Source organism: Bacillus sp. MD-5, assembly GCF_002201875.1.
Taxonomy (GTDB): domain Bacteria; phylum Bacillota; class Bacilli; order Bacillales; family Bacillaceae; genus Bacillus; species Bacillus stercoris.
The window spans coordinates 1666801-1685903 of the sequence record NZ_CP021911.1 but is presented as its reverse complement, the minus strand read 5'-3'; the positions used below and the strand labels follow the sequence as shown (position 1 = coordinate 1685903).

Annotated in this window: 2 protein-coding genes (1 of these 2 running past the window's edge); both read right to left on the bottom strand. The window is 46.0% G+C overall.

Translation table 11 applies throughout. The annotated features are described in order from the left end of the window. Positions 1–31: 31 nt before the first annotated feature. Positions 32–12793, bottom strand: coding sequence for a type I polyketide synthase (locus CDO84_RS08270; RefSeq protein WP_040083113.1), 12762 nt, complete (start codon positions 12791–12793; stop codon positions 32–34). Positions 12794–12808: 15 nt separating this feature from the next. Beyond that, positions 12809–19103, bottom strand: partial view of a type I polyketide synthase gene (locus tag CDO84_RS08265; protein WP_082033003.1) — the 3' end only. It continues 7331 nt past the right edge of the window; 6295 of the gene's 13626 nt are visible here — the last part of the coding sequence; its start codon lies beyond the right edge, outside the window; its stop codon occupies positions 12809–12811.

Genomic DNA, 19103 nt, shown 5'->3' with positions numbered 1-19103 from the left:
TTCTCCTGATCTGAAGGCATCAAGAATTTCTTTATGATTCATACGATTTACTCCCTTCTATGATGTTTTGCACACCCTTAAAATCCAATTTCCCTTGCGCCACCTCTTGCATCAATCCGATGATTTGCTCGTCTGTATACGTGCCCGTTGTTTGATGTGCTGCGCTATGATTTTGTTTTTCAGCCTTTGAGGCCAAATGGTTAGATAGAGCTTGCACTGTCTGACATTCAAGGATTTCTCGGCCGGTCATCTTCAGCTGTGTGGTTTTTTCGATATGCCGCATCAATTTTCGGCCAAGAATTGAATCCATCCCATAATCCAGAAAATTTCTATTAAAATTGATTCGATCCTCAGATATGTCCAACTCTCGTGCTAAAAATTGAACAATGATCTTTTGAATATGGGTTTCCCCACTCATATATTGTGAATGCTGTTTAACGGCCTCTGATTGCTGTGTGCCTGACGAAACCCAATACCGCTCCCTTGCAAATGGATAACCAGGTAAAGAAACCATCCGTACGTCATCGCCATCATGAAGGAGTTCCCAAGGAATCTGATATCCTTTCACCCAGCGTTCCGCAATGTTTTCCAAATTTCTTTCTTTTGCGAGAGCTTGCAGAGCTTCCTGTTCTTCTAATATCCCTTCTGTATATCCTGTATAAAGGGATCTCTGTTGGCCCGATACCACACCATTCTTCATTGCTTCTGCATATTCCTTCAATTTTCGCACCAATTGCTCCTGATTGTTTACAACGATCGCGAGCCTTGCTTCCATGGCTTTCCTCCCAACCTGAAGCGTATATGCTACATCAGGTAAAGAAAGGTTGTGATTCTGCTCCAGATACGCAATCATGCGGCAGGCAGCATCCTGAAGCCGATCGTCGTTTTGGGCTGAAAGCACGATGACCTGCGGTGACTCATTACGCCGCTGCGTGAACGGCTGATCATCTTGGATGTATTCTTCAATGACTGCATGCGCATTGGTGCCGCTGATTCCCGTCGTGCTGATCGTTCCCATCCTCGGCTTCTGATTTTTCCTGATCCATGGACGGTTTTCTTTGCAAAGCACAAACGGGCTTTCTTTAAACGGAATATACGGGTTTTCCGATTCACAGTGATGAGTAGCCGGGATGATCTGGTTTTTCATAGCCATCAGCATACTGATTAAAGCTACCGTTCCTGACGCTGCAAATGTGTGTCCGATTAAAGGTTTAATTGAGCTGATCATACAGAATTGCTTCTGCTTCGTATATTTGCTGAACACGTTCGTTAAGGCTTGGACCTCAAGCGGATCACCAATATTCGAACCGGTACTGTGCGCCATCACATATTGAATATCGAGCGGATTGATTTCATTTTTTTCATAAATGTTTTCGATCAATTCTGCCTGGCTAAAAGGATTTGGCGCAGTAATGCCGTTGGTTTTTCCATCGTAATTCACGCCGCTGGCCTTGATGCAGCCATAAATATGGTCTTTATCTTCAATTGCCTTTGATAATGGTTTCAAGAGAACAGCAGCCACCGCTTCACCTGGCACAAGACCATTGGCATTCTCGTCAAATACTTTACATTGTCCATTCGGAGACAGCATTTCGGCTCTTGTCAGCGCCTCAAAAGACATGTGAGAAATATTCAAGCTGACGCCGCCGGCTAAAGCCATTTCACAATCCCCCTGACGCAGAGCTGAACATGCCTGGTGAATCGCCACAAGTCCAGATGAACATGCTGCTGTCAACGCCATATTAGGCCCTTTTAAATCCAATGCGTACGCAATTCTCGCAGATAATGTGGCGTTTTGTGTTCCATTAATGTAATCCGTATCTCCTGTTAAATGCGCATATTCTCCTTCTTCCACACCTACATAGACACCGCAGGATTTTCCTTTTATCCGGTCTCCCATATAGCCGGCGTCTTCAAACGTGCGCCATGCTTCCTCTAGAAAAATGCGCTGGCGCGGATCCATGCTTTTGGCTTCTTTAGGCGATATTTGAAAAAACAGCGGATCAAACCGGTCTATGTCCTTCAAAAATGCGCCCCACCTTGGCACTGCTTTTTCTGGATCTCCGTTCGATCCCCCACAGTCCATGCGTTCGTCCGGGATGTCAGAGATACACGTTTTTCCGTTTTGCAGATTATCCCACAGCTCATAGACCGAATCAGCTTGAGGGAACCTGCCGCTCATGCCGATAATGGCGATCGGCTCATTGTGACCCTGTCCGTTGCTTTTTTTACTGGTTTCTGCTTCGGGAACTACAGAATTTGCAGCAGGAGCTTCTATGGACTTTTGCGACTCAGATGCATCATCCCGGTAAAATGCTTCAATCAGCTCTTTATGATCCGTTAAGAAAAAGCCGATCAATTCCTGTAAAGTCGAATAGCCGAAAAATAAAGCCGGTGTTACTTCAATGTTGAAATGCTTTGATAACACATTCGAAAATTTAGCCAAATAGATTGAATCAAATCCGAAGTCAGCCCAATTTTTGTTCACATTCAGCTTGTCCTTTGAAATCTTAAGCAATGTGTGGATATGCTCTTTCAAATCGTGTTCTAACCGCTTTTCAACGCTTAGTGTTTTTACCTCATTGTATTTTTCTTGTACGACAGGGACTTGAGTGGCCGGTTCTGGAATTACTGGTTCAGTCATTCCTAAAAATCGGCTGACACGGCTTGGTTGACCGGCTATCACGAGGTGCTGAGCATCCTGCTGAGCTAGAATATGCTCAAACATACGGATGCCTTCCTCGGCTTCTAGGAAGCGTTGGCCGCTTGATTTCAGGTACATATCAGTTGTTTCTTCATCACCGATTTTCATTCCGCCATCTTTCCATACAGGCCAGTTGATGACAAACGTATTGCCGCTATGCAGCTGGTTTCTGTATTGTGCGTAAGCCATCTGAAATCGGTTGCCAATCGCATAATCACAACATCCAAAATCCCCCAAAACCGCCGAAGAAGAAGAAAAATAACACATAAAATCAAGGGCTTCATTTTTAAGCCATTCATCAAGCGCTATCGTTCCGTTGATTTTCGGTTCAATGACGTGCTGAAAGCTTTCGATCTTTTTGTCAAAAATAGCAGAGTCGCTCTCAATTCCGGCTGCATGAATAACACCGTTGATTTCACCGAATCGGTCTTTCCCTCTTTTTACGCAGTCTCCCATCGCGATAGGGTCAGATACATCTGCTTCTGCATACATCGCTTCGCCGCCTAGATTCTTTAATTCTTTTATTTTCTTTTGTTTTTCTTCATTGAAAGGCGACCGCCCTGTCAAAATCAGGTTTGCGGCATAGTTTTTAGCCAAATGCTTGGCGAATAAATAGCCGAGCCCTCCTAACCCGCCTGTAATCAGATAAGTCCCGCTAGATTTTAATTTGCTCTTGTTCGGTTGTAACGTTGTCCGTTCTATGTGACTTACATACCGTTTCCCACTTTGATACAAAACGGTTTGTTCTATTGAAGCCTGTAATTCTGTCCACATATTACGTGCCCAATCATCCATCGATCCTTGATCTGCCGGCTGAAAGATTCCAGTCACTTTTGTGTGCGGAAGGACAAGCCCGAGCGATCGTTCGAAACCAATCCATGATTCCAGATAGCTTCGGTCAAGGCCATTTTCAAAACAGCCTGCCAGCATCAGCCGTAAAGGATGCAGCTTTGCTGCGGACATACCTTGTAATAAATAGACAAGACAGGAATGGTCCTTTATACAGCTCTTGTCTTCCGCAGGCCACATATAGAGAATTGCATCTGGCTCTCCATGTTCTTCTTTAATGCTCTGGAAGGCCTTTTCAAAAGTAACGGGTTCTTGCCGCACAATCTGGTAGCTATATTCAGACTGTTTGCTGTACACTTCGCCCTGTGATATAAAAATGAGCTTGGTGTCTTGATCAACATTTTTTACCGCTGAAGCAAATGCGTTTTGCTTTTCTCTATCAGTCAGAAAACAGATGAGCGTTTTGATACGTTTCGGAGCGTGGGTTGCCGGCTCTTCTTTCCACACTTCTTGAAATGTCATAACCTCGAAAGGTTCTTCTCTTTGCTGATCAAGATTTTTTTCTATAGGCGCCGGGGCCTTTGCCGAGCCTGGTGCCCAATATCGTTCTTTTGCAAATGGATATGCCGGGAGACTGATCCGGACAGGCGTTTGGGTGCCGTACAGCATATCCCAGTCGAAAGACAAGCCTTTCACCCAAAGATCCAGCAGTTTCGTGAATTTCCCTTTGCTCATCCATGCTTCTATGATTTTTTCCGTATCCTCATCCGCTGATAAGACTGCTAATGCTTTTTTGCTATCATCAATGCGATCCAGATACAGGCTATCTGCTTTGTTTTCGATAAAATCGTTCAGCTTTCTCTCAAGATCCTCTAGTGATTCCGCTATAAAGGCCAGCCGTTCCTCCATTGCTTCACGTCCCGTTTGCAAGGTATAGGCGATTCTAATCAGATCTGATTCGTGGTACCTTTTTTGTTTGACGGCTGTGAACAGCTGTTCCGCTCTTTCTTGCAAACGTTCCATGTTTTTGGCCGACAGCACAATCAGCGCTGGGGGATGGTCTTCCGGCGTTTGCACTCCCATTCTCGGAATATATTCTTCCAGAATGATATGGGCATTGGACCCTCCGGCGCCAAAACTGCTCAATCCGGCGCGCCTAGGCACCTCTTGTCCGCCAATCACCGGGCGTTTCCATTCACCAAGCTGCTGCTGAACGACAAATGGAGTATGGCTGAACTCAATGTTCGGATTCAACCGCTGAGCATGCAATGATGGCGCAATTTGTCCATATTTAAACTGAAAAAGTATTTTTGTCAGCCCTGCAATTCCGGCTGCACTTTCACAATGACCGATGTTTGATTTGCTGGAGCCGATCGCGCAAAACTGTTTCTCCTGCGTATCTTCCTCAAATGCTTTTGTTAAACCCGCTATCTCAATCGGATCTCCTAATGCGGTGCCTGTTCCATGCGCCTCCACATAACTGATGGTTCGGGCAGGAATGTTGGCGCGCTCCATTGCATCTTTAATCACCTGTGCCTGCGCATGAGGATTTGGAACCGTGTATCCATTTGTTTTTCCTCCGCTGTTAACGGCACTTGCCTTTATCACACCGTAAATATGATCGCCGTCCGCTATTGCTTGCTGCAGCGGCTTTAACACAATCGCGCCTACGCCTTCACCGTCGACAAATCCATCTGCATCAACTCCGAATGATTTACATGTATCACTAGTAGAGAGCATATTCATGACAGATAAGTTCTGATAGTGAACCGGGTCGACGACTAAATTGACACCGCCGGCAATGGCGCAATCACTCGATCCGCTATAAATGCTTTCCAGCGCTAAATGAATCGCTGTCAGAGAGGATGAGCAGGCTGTATCGACGGCAAGGCTCGGGCCTTGGAAATTCAGCAAATAGGATATTCTGTTGGCGATAGACCAATAGCCGTAGCCTGTCGGATAATTTTTGTTCATAACTCCGGCAAAGACGCCGATTTTTCTGCTTGAACTGAGCGAGTCAGGCGTGTATCCCGCGTCTTCAATACTTGCATAAGCGGTTTGCAGAAATAATCGCTCCTGAGGGTCCATTCGTTCTGCTTCAAGCGGCGAAATCTGAAAGAATAATGGGTCAAACTTGTCCATATCCTTGATAAATCCGCCCCATTTCGTATAAATCGATCCTTCTTTTCCTTTTTCTTTATCGTAATAAGCTTTCCAATCCCAGCGTTCTTTCGGAATTTCCTCAATACAATTTCTTCCTTCTTTTAGGTTGTTCCAAAAGTCTTCTGCTGTTTCCGCCTGAGGATAGCGTCCGGAAATGCCGATAATGGCAACGTCACGGCTTGGAAGAGCGTTTGTCGGTGTTTCTTTTTCCCTGTTGAAGCCAAGCTTGCGATAGCGCCGTGTTCTTTTAGCGGCCTCATCAGGTTTCTGTGAAGATTGGGTTCTGCTTTCGGCCGGTGTCTGTTGTTGAACTTGACGGTCAAGACCTGTTAATTTCATCAGCGCTTCTGTTTTTGTTTTGATGAAATGCTCCACTAACGCGTCAATGGTCTGGTACTCGAAAAATAGAGTGCTGCTTACATGGTCAAATTCTTTACGCAATGTATTCGTCAGCTGGACAACAACGATAGAATCAATACCGTACTTTTCAAGCGGTTCAGATGAATCAATCTTACCTGCAGGAATTTTCAACGTTTCTCCGATTAGTTTTTTCATATAATCTGTGCTTTTTTCTCTTAGAAGAGCATGTTTAGATTGGCCTGCTCCCTCTGAATCTATGGATTGAATGCAGGCTGGCTCCTGATTAGACGCCTGTGAAACATCCTTCTCCGGCAAGAGCTCATTTTTCATTATACGGCGAACCAGCCCGTTGCTTGAGGCTGCTACGATTTGGTGACTCAGATCATGGGCTTCCTCGGCCGGGAAAAAGACAGATTCAAAGCCTTCGCTTTCGAGTGTCGCTTTCCAGCTGTCAGGATGTAAGCCTGGACAGCCGGGAATCCGCACTGCAGGATCTTCATACAGCCACCAGCCTTCCAAAAGACCAAAAGTGATGTGAGGAAACAGGCTGTTTCCCGCCATTTCATTCAGCAGCAGCATTCCGTTGTTTTTCATCACTGCTTTTGTATGCCGCAGGGTTTGACGGATATTTTTTGTCGCGTGAAGGACATTAGCCGCAATGACGACATCATAGCCGCCAGCCTCGATTTCCTGCTGGTCAACCGGTTTTTCCACGTCAAATAGCTGATACGTCAGATACGGATTTTCCGCCCCATATTCCTTTTCTGCATGCAGCAAAAATGCTTTCGACAGATCTGTATAGCAGTATTCGTTGATATGCTTTTGATATGGTTTCAGTTTTTCAAAGATTCCGGCACTCGTGCCGCCTGTGCCTGCACCTATTTCCATAATGCGAATTGATGCCTCAGGATCTTGCTTCAGACGTTCATCCAGATAAGCTAATAATGTATCGGCAAGCACTTTATTAAAATAGTCTGCCACTTGGTTATGCTTATAAATGCCTTCCACCAATTCCATCGAGGATTGCGGGAACATGATATCTGTTGCCGGGACTTTCCCTGTCAAAATATCCGGTAGTGCTTTTAGCATGGCCTCTGCTAAGACAACCATCGCCTTTGTCTCGCTGTCTTTCAGCCACTTTTCTTTTTTGGCGTTCCATTCTTGCCAAAGCAGCTCGATATCCTCTGCTTGATCCTTCCTCACCAATGAATCTCCATCTTTCTTAAGATAGCCATGCTGCAAAAGAAACTCGCTGCTTTGCCGAAGCCACTTTTCATAAAATTCACGAGTCTTATATTGTTGAAGACGTTCAACCGATAATGTATGACCATCAAACAGTTCAGCCGTTTGCAGCTGTCCTAACAACAGCCTGTAAAGAAGATCGTCTAGTTCTTCATGTGTCGCTCTTTGTATTCGTCCCGTTTTCGGCAGACGCTCCATCAGGCTCTCTGCATCTGCTGAAGGTTGCTCGGGATAAAGAGTGATGCATTCATTCTGATTCACGCCTTCGACTGCTACAGGCTTTGTCGTATGAATGAAAGCCGTTTGGCCGACTGGCCCAGAAAGCAGTGCTTCCAGCGCCTTCATAGCTTCCGCAGGCTCAATTAAACCTAAGCCGATTTGATTCATAAGCTGTACATAATGTTCATCCTCAGCCGCTTCACTATTCCCCCAATATCCCCAGTTCATGACTTTTACAGGGCATGCCCAGCTCTGGGAAAGCTGGTGAGCAAAAGCATCTGCAAATGTACAGCCAGAGGCATAATGGCTTTGCTTCACATTTTTGATATGTGCCACAAGCGAAGAGAAGAATAAAACAAAATCTACATTCTCCCGGCGGAACACTTGGGCCATCCGAATACTGACATCGATCTTCGCCGCCAGTCCGGCGGTGAATTCTTCAAACGTCATATTTTCTAGGCTTTGTTCAAATAAAACCATCGCAGAGTGAACAATCCCGTGAATATGAGGATGGCGTTTTTTCACTTGATCATATGCCTGCTGCAATGAATGCTTATCGGCAGCATCGGCTGCAATATAGAAAGGCTCAGGGCCAAGCGCCGAAAGACGGTCTATTTTCGACTGGATGGCAGCATTGATTTGACTGCGTCCAATCCAAACAATTTGCGCCTGGTAGCGGCGGATCATGTACTCACTCCATGCCTCTCCAATGTACCCGGCGCCTCCAATGACCACATACACCCCGCCTTTTCGATAAAGCGTGTCATTTGCCGGTGAGTGCCGATACGGGATCAATTGCTGCTGATGCCATTGCTGATTCCGATAGGCCCAAGCGTGTCCGAGACGGTCAGCAGGGAGCGTAAACATTTGATATACCGGCCATGTGCAGTCTTTTTCCAGATCAAGAAGGCGGATTTTCCAATGAGGATATTCCTTTGCCATTGTGCCGGCAAGTCCATGAATGCTTGCATGAGCGGGTTGTACTGTCTCATGTTGCGTAACCGGCTGCGCTTGGATTGTCACAAGAGACCATTCAAGTTGTTTCTCGCCATAGCCTAATTGCAGGCAAGCTTTCACAAACTTAAATAAGTGAAGAACAGCTTCTCCTTGTCTATCACTATTCTCCAGGTCTGACGGGGCAATCCACAAGACATGGTCAATTCTTCCGTACGTTTGCAGTTTGTCCGCTATTGCCTCAATGTCATCTGCAGGGCGGATATCGACAAAGGAAATTTGCGGATAATGCTGCTTTATGAAAGTCCGTTCAGCTTCAGCAGCTCCGCATAAAACAGCTCTTGTACCAGCAAACGAAGCATTATCCTCCGCTTCTGGAGAGACTGGTTCCCAGACGGGGATCATCATCGTATGCCCGGTCAGCTGAGAAGCAGTTACTAGTTGAGGCCTTAAATGCCGCTCTCCATCAAGCGCCCGCATTGAGGCACCTTTCATTCGCACACAAACATTTCCGTTCTCATCGCATAAATCAATATCATACTTTCTGACGTTGTCCTCCGCTTTACTGTCTGAACTGTATCGAATATAAGACCATATCTCCTCTGGACACGGGCTGAAAATATCAACCTCTTGCAACGCAAATGGAAGAGACAGCGTCTGCGCTTGTCCAGCGGCATTGACTGAGCTAACGATAAAACCGACTGTGGCATGGAACGCGGAATCCATTAAACTCGGGTGGAGCGCAAAATGCTGCTTATCGTTTTTTAGAAAAGCGGGTAGCGAGATTTTTGCAAGCAATTGATCTTTGCCGACATAGATCTTTTCAATCCCTTGATAGCCCTTTCCATAGTCAAGCCCAATCTTTCGAAACGCTACATAGCATTGTTCTGACGTCACTGTGTCCAGACTGCATTCTGTCTGTATTGATGATAGGTTTAAAACAGAAGTATCCGCTTCATCTGAAATGACTGCGCGGCCTTGGCAGTATATCGTCATGGTTTCCTCTTGCTCAGAGCTGCTGTAAATGTCAAAGGAAATGTCTCCGTTATCCTCAGGATAAAGGCCAATATGTATTTCTTTTGGGTCATTTTCTATCGTGATAGGGCGTATCCACACAATGTCTTTAAGCGACACAATTCTTTGTTCGCCGTCCAGGTCGCCTGCAGCTTTTTCCGCTGCTTCCCTTGCCATTTCTAAATAGGCAACGCCAGGCAAAATCTTCTGTCCCTGTACAACATGATCAGACAGGAAAAATTCCTTGCCTGTAAATACAGAGCTAAAGCGCTGCTCAGTAAAGTCTGATGTATTGCGGTGCACCAGCGGATGTAAGATGTGATTCACAGAGCTGGTTTTCGTTTCAGGAGCTGGGATCCAGTAGCGTTCCCTTGCAAACGGATAGGTCGGAGCACTGATTTTAAACGGCTTGCGATCGCCGTATAGATCGTCCCAAGTGACCCGCTTTCCTTGAACCCATGATGTCGCCATTTCCTTCATTTCACTGTCTGTGATCAAATTGTTATTCAGCGCATTCACCGACGTTGGCCCAGCCGCCTGTTGATCTTCTTTGGCTTGTCCGGTCCAGCAGCCCTCGATCTTTTCTTCGCCATTGGCAAACGCCCGAAGTTTAGCAGCTAAATCTGTTTTGTCTTTTGCGAAGAAAGCTGCGCGCTCCTCCATTTCAACCCGTCCTGTCTGCATGATATAAGCTAACGCTATAAGATTGACGTCCTCGCTAAGAAAATCCAGAAGTTTAAGAGCGTAAGCCTGCAGACGATCTTTGTTTCTCGCTGACAAAGGTATCACTATTCCTTCATTTTTCGTTAAAATCGTCTCTGAATGGTCCTCTGCCGGAATATATTCTTCCAAAATAAGATGCGCATTTGATCCTGAAGCGCCAAACGAACTTAAACCTGCGCGGCGGGGAAATGTGATGTCCATCCCGTTTTCTTCAAAAGATGGCTGCTCCCATTCCTTTGTTTCATGCTGAACAAAAAATGGGGTTTGATCGAGCTGCAAATAAGGATTCAGCTCTTCTGAGTGTAATGACGGCACCAATGTTTTATGATGCAGCTGCAGGACTGTCTTCGTTAAACCGCTAATGCCGGCTGCCGCTTCAGCATGGCCAATATTTGATTTCACAGAACCGATTGAACAGAATTGCTTGTCCTGCGTATTGCGACTGAAAGCTTTTACTAATCCTTGTATTTCAATCGGATCTCCCAATGAGGTGCCCGTGCCATGGGCTTCAACATAGCTGATGGTGCGCGGATCAATTCCTGTTTTTTCTAGGCATGCTTCAATCACATCAGCTTGGGCTACCGGGCTTGGTACTGTAATTCCGCTTACTTTTCCTACATGATTTATCGTACTGCCTTTGATGACAGCATAGATTCGGTCACCGTCTTGTTCAGCTTTTCGCAGCGGCTTTAGCAATACTGTGCCGACACCTTCTCCAGATACGTAGCCATCCCCGTCTTTTCCAAAAGTATGGCAATAACCGTCACTTGAGTGCATCCCTACACTGCCATAGCTGATATATTTAGCCGGATGCAGTGACAAATTGACGCCTCCCGCTAGCGCGGCCTCGCATTCTCCATTCCGGATGCTCTCTATTGCCAAATGAACCGCAGTTAATGAGGAAGAGCAGACCGTATCCACCGCCATGCTTGGGCCGTGGAAATTACAATAGTAAGAGACCCTGTTGGCTATTTGCGCGTAATTCAACGATAAAGGAAATGGATTGTTTTCTGATAGAGCTTCCGCCCCTATTAGCGAATAGTCCTTATGCATAACACCGGCAAACACACCGACATGCTGCCTTTTATTTTCTCCCTTTGGCGAAGCAATTGTCTCTGGTGTATAACCCGCATCTTCAATAGCTTCCCAGCACGTCTCTAAAAATAACCGCTCCTGAGGGTCCATCATTTCCGCTTCACGAGGAGAGATTCTGAAAAATTGAGGATCAAAGCAATCAGCTTCCTCGATAAACCCGCCCCATTTCGAGAGCGGCTTGCCTGCAGGGGAATCCAGACCATCGTTTTCTTTCCATTCCCAGCGTGAGTTCGGGATCTCTGTGATGCAGTCGGTACCAGCTTTAAGATGTTCCCAAAATTCCTGAATGTTTTTTGCCTTAGGATAGCGGCCTGCCATCCCGATAATAGCAATGTCCTCCCCGAGCTCCATTGAAGAGGCAGCACCTTCTGAATAATCCTTCTTTTGTGAAGGAGATTGGCGGACAGCATCGTCCGCCTCTCTAATTGAATAGTGATCAGCAAGATGTGCAGCCAGTTCTGCAATTGTTGTGAATTCAAACAGCAGTGTTGGAGCAAGATCCGCTCCAACCTTATCTCCAATTTCCTGAACCACTGTAAGCAACGACGGTGAATCTAGACCAAGCTCATAGTACCCAGCGTGGATATCCATTTGTTCTGCCGGCCTTTCAAGCTGCTCAGCAAGCAATTGACGCAAATACGTTTCAAATGCGTGATAGTCTCGACTTGTGTGCTGAGAGACAGCGGCTCTTTCTTCTTGAATTTCTTTTGCAGAGTGAAAAACTGACCCATTCCGTACAGACTTGCCTGCAAACTGTCTCAGCTCGGCCACTTTTTGTCCTGATGAATTAAAATATTCAATCGTCATATAAGTGAGCTCTTTCTTCCGGCGCACAGATGAGGAGAGGATCCGTGCTGTACATCCTTTTTGCAATCGTTCTGAAGCTGAAAACGATTCATAACACAATGGCAGATACATCGTTTGATCTGAGAGCAGGCAGCTTGACCCTATACCACTCCCGTCAATGAGCGTGGGATGAAACAGAAAAGCATCAGAATGACGCAGCGCTTCCTGTCCGACTGCTAAATCAATTACAGCCCCCTCTTTGGTTTCATAAATCTGCCCTTCTGCCTTCATCATGCCGGTATGCACTAACTCTTGAGATCTGCATTGTTCATATATTTCATCTAAATTCAGAATCCTGTCAGCTGTACGTTTCCACTGATTAAGGTCTATTGATTCTGCAAAAGCGGTTTGCTCTTTACGATGCATGTCAGCAGTCACATATTGTCTCTTGTCAGATAGCGACTCTCCATGCTGTTTTTGTCCGTCAATGATGATGGACCATGTCCCTTCCTTTCTTTCAGACACGTGAATGGTCAGGGCAATGTCATATGACTCATCTGCGATCAAAGGGTTAAAAATGGTCAGGTTTTTTAATTCAAGCTCTTGGTATGCATAACCATGTTCTTGGAATACTTGATAGATCAAATCTATATAAGCAAGGCCGGGTAATAACGCTTGTCCATATACCTTGTGGTTGGACATGATTGGATTTTTTAATGAAATGTGCAGTTGTTCAGTTATCATTTTCCCACTCCTCTCTTATTTGAAAGTTTTCCAAAACATTTCGTTAGAAGCCTTCGTGTCTGAATGCACTTTTTTCTGCACGTTTTGAGCCAATGGTTTTGTTAAAATCGGCTGTCGATTTAATTCCGGCAAAGCCAGAGGTTTTCTTCTAATTGGACGCTCAGCCGAGTCATTCCAACCTTCTACAATGAGATGTGCATTCGTTCCGCCATCGGCAAAACAATTAATTGCCGCAGCAGGCGTTGTCTCCTTCCATTCGACCTGTGATCTGCAGAAATACAAATCTGTCTTTTCTATATCAAAGTACGGCATATGTTCGTTACCTGACAGGAATGGAACCAATTGTCTATGTTTCAGCATTAAAGCTACTTTAATCAGGCTCGCGATTCCCTCTGCACATAATGGATGCCCGATGTTAGGTTTCACCGATCCCAGCCCTAACGGAGCCTTTGATTCAGAACGGTAAATGGATTGAATCGCCTTTAATTCAAGTAAATCTGTTACTGCCGACCCCGATCCGTTCGCTTCAAGATAGCTGATCTCTTCTGTCCTTTTGCCGCTTTTTTCAAGCGCTGTCAGCATGACATCCTTTTGCGCCTCTAGATTCGGAGATGATGGGCCTGCCGTTCTTCCGTCATTATTAATCGCAGCGGCTTTAATGACTGCATATATGGAATCTCCGTCTTCAAGCGCTTGGCTGACGGTTTTGACGAGAACCATGCCAACGCCTTCTCCTAAAATGACACCGTCTGCCCGCTTATCAAAAATATGGAATGACGGTTTGTCACATAAAAGTCCGCGTTCATGAAACATTCGATGCGCATCAGCATCAAGCAAACTGACGCCGCCTACAACTGCTGCCTCAATATCCCCGCTTCGCAGAGCCTGAATGGCCATATTCAGCCCCACAAGCGCAGAGGAACAAGCAGTATCCAAGACAATACTCGGTCCCTTCAAGTCAAAAAATTGTGAGATGTTAGCCGCTAAATAGTTTTGTCCGCCAGCGACTATCGGGTTTCTTGCTTTTGAAAGACTGGCCGGATCAGGCTTGTGCTGGCTGCGGCCTCCTATATAAACACCAGCCCTCATGCCTTTCACTTCTTTCTCTGTATAACCGGCGTGATACCACAGTTTCAAGCTTTCCTCCAATACAGCCAAAGCTTGGGGATCCATCGCTCTGACATCGTTTTCGGACATCATGAAGAAATCATGATCAAATCGGTTCATTTCCTCAATGAGGCCCGCGTAATTGGAGCTGGAGTTCCCGAATCGGTCAGGCGGAACAGGTGTAATCGCGGACCGTCCTTCACGTATTAAATCCCAGTATTCTTCAAGAGTTTCCGCTCCTGGGAACCTGCAACTAAGACCGATGATGGCGATGTCCTCAGCAAGAAGTGCCGTTTTCTCATGGCCTATCTGCTGCGGCCGCTGTTCTGGCACCGGCTTTTGCTTCATTGCTGATTGCGGCTTGACAGGTGTCTGTTTCTCAGGAACAGATGGTTGTAAAACAGCTGCTATGTCATATTTCGAAATGAGCCAGTGTGCAAAGGATTCTATTGTCGGATATTCAAACAAAATTGACGGATCAATATCTCCATTTAATTGTTCGTTCATCTGCTGTACCAGCTGGGCCAATATAATTGAATCAATTCCGTATTCTTGGAAAGGCTCATCCGTTTCAAAGTCTTCTGCAGCTATCTTCAGTTCTTCTGAAAAAAGCGTTACGAGCCAATCTACTGTTTCAAGAAACACGGTTCGAGTGCCGGCCTGCTCTTTCATCTCAGGATGCGAAAGAGCTTCGGCAGGCAGTGACGGCTGCATCAGCTTGTCCGGCTTCCAAACATTTTTATCTGGAACCGCCGGCAGCACGACAGCATACTGTCTGTCAGATAGAATTTGGTCAAGCAGCTGTAATCCATCATCGTTTGTTAAACTGATCAATCCAGTTTGTTCTAAAGCTTTGCTTCGGACCTCACCTAACCCGGTCTCCTTCCAGTTAGGCCACTGAATGCTTACAATGGGACATTTATCTCGATGAGCCTCTGCAAAATAATCCATAAAAGCATTTGCCATCGCGTAATCAGCTTGTCCTGCTGCTAGGGCAGGAATCGCCGCTGAAACTGAGGAAAACAAAGCAAAAAACGCCAATGGTTCATTATAAAGCAGGTCAAACAACGTTTGCAGACCTTCGACTTTCGGTTCAAGCACCTGTTCGATCTCTTCAAGTGATTTTCTGATAAAAGCCGGGTTTTGTTTGTTCACCATCCCGGCACAATGGATGACTCCGCCAATCGCTCCCATTGTATCGCGTATTGTCTTCAGGCTCTGTTCGACAGTAACCCTGTCTGTCAGATCTAGAGACAGCACCTGAACTTGCGCACCCATGTCTTCTAGCTCTTGAACGGCTTTTATTTTCTCGGCAAGCGAGACAATGTTCACCGAATTCCACTGGTCTCGCGGCGGAAGCTCTTCACGGCCGATAAGCACCAGCCGCTTAACGCCGTATGTTTTTACAAAATGCCGCGCACACAGCAAGCCGAGGCCTCTTGTCCCGCCTGTAATGAGCAGAACTTTGTCTGTTGAAAACGATACTTGCTTATGACTATGAGCGGCTTCTGCTGGCTGCTCTGCCAAATATGCGCGATATCGGTGTCCGTTTCGATAACAGACTTCTGCTTCTGTGCTCTTGGCATAAAACTCCGCTGCAATCAGTCTGGCCAGCTCCTCAAGAGAGGCTTCGCACTCCATATCTGCATGTCTTGAAGTAAGGTGGCTGTACTCGCTTTGAAGCATGCGGTATAAACCGGCCCGCGAAGCACCAGACAAATGAACAGCGTCATTTGCATAAGCCTCCAGCCCCTTTGTTACACCTAAGATCGTCAAATGATGCTTGCTTGTACGTCCTTGCTCGATCAGCTTTTGGAGCCAGTTTATCCAGCCCAAAGACTGCTCGTGGCTCGTTCCGCATCCGATCAGATCGATTGCTCCAGCAACGTGTTCATAGTCCGCAGCAGACACCCGATCCAGCTCATGACTGTCAAATATATGGTATTTCGAGAAATACATCGAAAGCTCTTCCGCTAATACCATTGTCTCCTCATTTGCCAAAATGGCTACGGTTTGATTCGTCATTTCTGCCGGTTCAATCGGACAAGGCTGCCACTGTTTACGCAGAAAGCAGCGTTTAGTCATCAGTTCGGAATGAGGGAGTGCTGTAGCAATGGTTTCGGTTTCGCCTTCTTGAGTTGGCAGCCAGTAATACTCTTCCGCGAACGGATAAGCAGGCAGGCTGATTCGCCGAGGCGTGTATTCTCCATAAAGCTCATTCCAATCTATCTGCAGCCCTTTCACCCATAGTTCCGCTACTTTCTCCAGTCTTTTTTTCTCTATCCATGTTTGCAGCAACGCTTTGGCATCTTGATCCGTTTCAAACAGCTTGATTTCGCTCTTTTTCGTTTTCACGTGAGCAGCAAATATACTGTTGTTCTGCATTTCAGCCAAATAATCATCTAAAGCTTTGATCAGCATTTCTCTCGAATCCGCCAAAAATGCCAGCCGATAATCCATTGCTTCCCGGCCCGTCTGAAGTGTGTATGCCATATCCTCCAAATTGATATCTTCATTGGCGGTTACGAAATCTTTCATTGCTTCCGCATAGGCCTTCAATTGCTTCTCTTTTTTCGCTGAAAGTACAAATAATGCTGAGCGGTGCTGCTTTGTTAATCGATCGTTCCTCTTTTCAGGCTGGTATTCCTCTATGACGATATGGGCATTCGTTCCGCTATATCCGAAAGAGCTCACACATGCTCTCCGTGGTTTTCCATCAGCCGTTTCCCAAGGCTTGAGCTCCGTATTTACGTATAAAGGAGAATGCTCAAATTGAAAATGCTCATTCGGCGTCGTGAAGTTCAATGTTGGCACAAGTGTTTTATGATTCATGCACAATAACACTTTTTGAACCCCGGCTACTCCTGCAGCCGCCGATGTATGGCCAATATTGCTTTTGACGGAACCGATTGCGCAAAACTGCTTTTTGTCTGTTTTTTCTTGAAATACGGCAGACAGGGCTTCTAATTCAATTGGATCGCCTTGTTTTGTTCCTGTTCCGTGCATCTCGACATAACTGATACTCTCAGGATGTATGCCGTATGTTTCATATATGCCTCTTTCCAGGTCCATTTGGCTTTTCGCACTCGGTGCTGTGATTCCGTTTGTTTTCCCGTCCTGATTAATACCCGAGCCAATGATGATGCCATAAATATGGTCACGGTCCGCTTCTGCATCTTTCAGCCTTTTCAGAACAAGCGCACCCGCACCCTCGCCGGGCACAAAACCATTCGCGCCATTGTCAAAAGCTTTACATTGTCCATCAGGTGAAAGCATGCCGGCCTCACACATACTGATGTAAGATTCCGGCGTCAGATATAAGCTGACACCACCGACCAGCGCCATATCAATTTCTTTGTTTATAAGTGCCTGGCGCGCTAAATGAGTGCCGACCAATGAAGATGAACATGCGGTATCAATCGGAATCGCAGGCCCTTTTAAATTTAGAAAATACGGAATACGCGCCGCTGCGATCGCAAAGCTGTTTCCGGTGGCATTTGTTCTTGACTGCCGATTCAGCATGACCCCGTATTCATTGCTCATAATGCCGAGATATACGCCGCATTTTTTCTCATTTAAAGTTCTGGCGTTATACCCAGCGTCCTCAAAGGCTTTATAGCCTTCCTGCAAAAAGATTCGATGCTGCGGGTCCATCAGTTCAGCTTCTGACGGCGGAATATTAAAAAACAACGGATCAAAATGTTCAATATCATCAAGCATCCCCATTGATTTGCAGTAGACTTTCCCTTTCTTGTTGAGGGCAGGATCATAGTATTTGTCAACATCCCACCGTGATGTTGGAATGTCCCGAATGGCATTCCTTGCATGAACCAGGTTATCCCAATACTCTCTTACATTACGAGCGCCCGGGTATCTTCCCGACATCCCGACAATCGCGATCGCATCCTCGGGGCGGTCTTGACGAACAGGAACTTGTTCCTTCTCATGTTCTTTCTTTATAGGATGTTGAACTGACTGTAGCGGTCGCTCTGCCGGATTTGGAATAGATGGCGCTGCTGGTTTTTGCTGCGTTGCTTCGGTCGGGACAGTATGCTCTATCTTTCTATCATGATGAGCTCCAAGCTCAGACTTTAGCATTTCGGCAAAATCACGTATCGTTGGATAATCATATACTGTGGTCACTGTGAAAGACGTTCCGTACTGCTTGTTCACCGCTTTTATCCATTCGAGTCCGGTAATTGAGTCCATTCCGATATCTATGAACGCTTCGTCAATATCCACCTCGTATGGCTCCATGTATAACACGTCCGCTATGCTTTCCTTCAATTTTTCATGCAGCGTTTCAATTGCTTCCGTATATTGTCTTGCTACAGATATTTCTGCCGCGGCATATTGAATCGTTTCTTCAGGTTCTTCTTGCACTGGCTGATGTTCTAACGGCTGCAATGATATATTAGCCGGTTTAGCAGCAGGCACAGCTGTTTTTTGTCTGATTGGCGGGTACGTCTCCGTTTGTTTTTTCTCCCTAGCGTGTGGGCTTAACTCACGTGCTAAGTAAACAGCGAATTCACGTGTTGTCGGATAATCATATACCTTTGTGACATTTAACGATGTGCCATACTGTTTATTTATTGCTTTTATCCATTCGAGCCCGGTAATCGAGTCCATTCCGATATCTATGAATGCTTCATCTGGATCAATCTCGTTTTGGTCCATGTACAGCACTTCCGCTAAGCTCGCTGTCAGTTCATCGCACAAGGACTCCGCTGTAATGGTCTCTATTTCTGTATCTGGAGGAAGCTGGATTGCTGAAAGCTGCGGTTTTCCCTGGTCTGCTGTTAAAGGCTGTAGCGTTATATTGGCAGGCTTGCCGCTGGCTTCTCTGGCTACAGACGGCTTTGAAATAACGGGCTGTACCGGAGCGAATGTCTCTACCGTTCTTTTTTCCTCAGCCTTTGCATTTACGTCTATCCAATAGCGATCTCTTGCGAAAGGATAGACGGGTAAACTGATGCGCCGCGGTTTTTGATCCTGATAAAGCGTGCTCCAGTCGATTCGCAAACCTCTTACCCACAGGTCTAAAACCTTCGCGTATTTTCCTTTCTGCAGCCATGCCTCAATTGTTTTTGACATATCTTCATCAGCAGCAAAAGCAGCAATGGCTTCTTTGTTGCGCTTTACTTGTCCGCGATAGACATATTCACGATTTTCTGTTCCCGAGATACATTCATTCAGTTTTTCT

Bases quoted from the DNA above. Each gene is read 5' to 3' on its own strand.
- CDO84_RS08270 (WP_040083113.1), bottom strand. From the start codon at position 12,793: ATGATAACTGAACAACTGCACATTTCATTAAAAAATCCAATCATGTCC.